At 59.3% G+C, this 2909-nt stretch carries 4 protein-coding genes; 2 read left to right on the top strand and 2 right to left on the bottom strand.

Annotated features, from left to right (window positions below; translation table 11 throughout):
• Positions 1 to 195: 195 nt before the first annotated feature.
• A complete protein-coding gene (locus HU811_RS26320) occupies positions 196 to 810 on the top strand; it encodes a GNAT family N-acetyltransferase (protein ID WP_092396888.1) in 615 nt (204 codons plus the stop codon).
• Here the strand turns inward: HU811_RS26320 and HU811_RS26315 are convergent.
• Both HU811_RS26315 and HU811_RS26310 read right to left on the bottom strand, forming a co-directional pair.
• The gene (locus HU811_RS26315; protein WP_186658991.1) at positions 776 to 1669 is read right to left on the bottom strand and encodes a LysR substrate-binding domain-containing protein; all 894 of its coding nucleotides are present in this window, start codon (positions 1667 to 1669) and stop codon (positions 776 to 778) included. The two genes, HU811_RS26320 and HU811_RS26315, sit on opposite strands and share 35 nt — an antisense overlap.
• Before the next feature lie 86 nt (positions 1670 to 1755).
• The gene (locus HU811_RS26310; RefSeq protein WP_186658988.1) at positions 1756 to 2019 is read right to left on the bottom strand and encodes a hypothetical protein; all 264 of its coding nucleotides are present in this window, start codon (positions 2017 to 2019) and stop codon (positions 1756 to 1758) included.
• Positions 2020 to 2204: 185 nt separating this feature from the next.
• Here HU811_RS26310 and HU811_RS26305 point away from each other — a divergent pair, with 185 nt between their 5' ends.
• Entirely contained in the window at positions 2205 to 2762 is a 558-nt protein-coding gene (locus HU811_RS26305) for an NADPH-dependent FMN reductase (protein WP_186658985.1), read from the top strand.
• Positions 2763 to 2909: the final 147 nt, after the last annotated feature.

The raw sequence follows: 2909 nt of genomic DNA, 5'->3' as shown, positions 1-2909 counted from the left end.
CTTTCGCGAGCAAGCCCGCTCCCACAAAAGCTATCGCCCACCATCATTCATTTCTCGCCACAATCGCCAGTACCTTCTAACCTGAGGTAACGGGCAGGCTACGGATACCCGCTTGATGTATGAAGCTTCGAGAGGCAAGGGCAATGGATGGCAGAGCGCCGTTGGTTGTCTCAAGGAATGAGGACTTTTCCCACTATGCAGCCGGTCATGAATCCCAAGCACCCCGGCCTGTCGGTGCGTGTCGTCGATGACGGCTTTGCCGCCTATATCTGGGGCAGCGACTTCAGTTTCGAGGTCAGCGCCTATGGGGCGGCGCAGGTGGGTCGACCGGTGAGCCAATGGCCAGTCACGCCCATCGCCCCTTATCGCAAATGCTATGGCATCGATCCTGAGGAATTCAGCAGCTTCCGCGATGCGCCGGACAGCGAGATCTTCATGGCTTACCTCGATGACCAACCGGTAGGGCATTTGGTGGTGAGCACCAACTGGAACGGTTTTGCCCACATCGATGAGCTTGCCGTGCATGCCCCGGCCCGTCGCCACGGTGTGGCCAGGGCTTTGCTAGACGTCGCGCATTTTTGGAGCCGCAAGAAAAAACTGCCGGGAATCATGCTCGAAACCCAGAACAACAACCTGGGGGCCTGCCGGCTCTATGAGCGTTGCGGCTATGTGCTGGGCGGGATCGATCACCTGCGCTATCGCGGCATTGACCGGCATACCGCCGAGGTGGCGTTGTTCTGGTACCGGTTGTTCGACGATCCGCTGGGCATGGCGATCAGTGGCCCAACAGCGCCTCGGCTTGTTCCGTAATCAGTTCCAGCAGCGACTGGAGGGTGGAAGAGGCCGCCGTGCCGTTCAGGCTCAGCGCATACAGGCAGATGGGAATGGCGGGCGATACCGGGCATACGTCCAGCCCGCCGTCCTTGGCACCTGAAGCAGTGAAGGGGTCGACGATGGCCAGCCCTTCACCAGCCTCGACCATGGCGCGCATCATCTGATGGGTCTGTACGCGGATCTGGATGACCGGCGCGGGGCGTAGCGCCGCCAGCTTATGGTCGAACGCAGGGCTCAGCGGATCGTGGCCATCCAGGCCCACCAGTGACTGGCCGGCCAGATCCTGAACCGAAATGTATTTTTGCCGCGGTTGCAGCCAGCCGTGGGGCGCCAGCAATTGCAGTTTGCCCTGGGCGATCATCTGGCACTGGATGTTGGAGTGTTCGGGGTCGTGCAGGCTGAGGCCCAAGTCACTGTCGCGCAGCAGAAGGCTCTGAACAATGTCTCGGGTCGGTTGGCTGAGCAGAGTGCAAGGGGCGTCCGGATGGCGTCGACGCAGGGCTGCGATACTCCGGGGCAGTAACTGCTGGGCCAGCGGTGGGGTGCAAATGACGCGCAGGGGCGGCGCCTGATAGTGTTTCAGGCTACTGGCCAGGCGTTGTACCGGTTCGAGGGTGTCATACACTCGCGTGATGCCGTCGCGCAACTCCAGGGCTTCGCGAGTCGCCTGCAATCGCCCACGCACACTGGCAAACAGCATGAAACCCAACTGTAGCTCGGCATCGCGTAGCGTCGCCTCCACCTCTGCCACCGGTAATTGCAGCCATTCAGCCGCCGTGCCGAGGTGGCCGGTCTGCAACAGCGCCTGGATCACTTCGATGTGGCGTAAACGCATGCAAGCAGTCCATGTTGGGCGGGAGAGCCATTGAGTGGCTGAATCCTAACCCAAGTCCGGGCATGACTTCTGCTCATAACAACAGGTTATGAAGCAATTAGCGTTTCAGCAGGCGTTTGAGCGGGCGGTAGCGTTTCCGGCTCGCGGGTTAATTCAATCTGGGACTGCACCAGCATGAATTTGCCGTCTTCGAGTTTGTTGACGCGATCTCCAATCGCCAGCTTGAAAGTGGTGACAGGCTCCTTGCCGTTACCGTCGAGGGACGGGGTCGATTCTTGGTATTCATGCACCGAGTAGACGCGCCCTTCGGCGTCCCGCGCATGAAATTGTCCGACAAGTACTGCTGCCATTGCTTAGAACCTCTGGAAATAAATCACTCGATTTGCGGTTCTGTAGACCTTGGTCAAGCGCGGTAAGTTTTCCTACATGAAAAAAATAGTCCAGTCGGAAGGTTTTCGGTTCTCCGCTGGTCCAATTGTCCGTCCGATCATCTATAAATAGGGGCTCCCTTGAACCCATAGTCGAGAAGTGTCCAATGAGTAATGTCTACACCGTGGCCGTTTTAGTGGGGAGCCTGCGCAAGGCTTCGATCAATCGCAAGCTCGCCCTGGCCCTGGCGGATCTGGCGCCGAGCAACCTGAAGCTGGAAATCATCGAGATAGGCGACCTGCCGCTCTACAACGAGGATATCGATGTCACACCCCCACCAGCCTACAGCACTTTCCGTCAGCAGGTTGGCGCGGCTGACGCTTTGTTGTTTGTCACGCCTGAATACAACCGCTCGGTGCCGGCCCCGATGAAAAATGCCATTGACGTGGGCTCGCGGCCTTATGGCAAGAGCTGCCTGAGCGGCAAGCCCGGCGCGGTGATCAGTGCCTCGCCAGGGGCCATGGGCGGTTTTGGCGCCAACCATCATCTGCGCCAGTCCCTGGTGTTCCTCGATGTGCCGTGCATGCAACAGCCGGAGGCTTATCTGGCCGGGGCGGGGAGCGCGTTCGACGAGCAGGGCGAGCTGTCGGAGTCGGTGCGGCCATTTTTGCAGAAATTCATTGATGCCTATGGCAAGTGGGTCGAGCAACACAAAAAGGCCTGATGTAATCCTGCGCGTCAGGCGCAGGGATGAAGTGTTCATCTGAAAGCGGGGACACACTCACGGCTGTTCGTGTGTCCCCCGCACGGCCCCGCTTGATATCCCTCCAACCTGTCAACACTGACAGTAGACGTCACGCCTCATCCGCCC

The organism is Pseudomonas tehranensis (genome assembly GCF_014268615.1).
Classification (GTDB): Bacteria; Pseudomonadota; Gammaproteobacteria; order Pseudomonadales; family Pseudomonadaceae; genus Aquipseudomonas; species Aquipseudomonas tehranensis.
Note: the sequence above shows the minus strand (reverse complement) of the source record. Positions and strands in the feature narration are given on the sequence as shown.

What these genes read in the sequence shown, in the direction of transcription:
- HU811_RS26305 (WP_186658985.1), top strand. Translation starts at nt 2,205, where the DNA reads ATGAGTAATGTCTACACCGTGGCCGTTTTAGTGGGGAGCCTGCGCAAG.
- HU811_RS26315 (WP_186658991.1), bottom strand. Translation starts at nt 1,669, where the DNA reads ATGCGTTTACGCCACATCGAAGTGATCCAGGCGCTGTTGCAGACCGGC.
- HU811_RS26320 (WP_092396888.1), top strand. Translation starts at nt 196, where the DNA reads ATGCAGCCGGTCATGAATCCCAAGCACCCCGGCCTGTCGGTGCGTGTC.
- HU811_RS26310 (WP_186658988.1), bottom strand. Translation starts at nt 2,019, where the DNA reads ATGGCAGCAGTACTTGTCGGACAATTTCATGCGCGGGACGCCGAAGGG.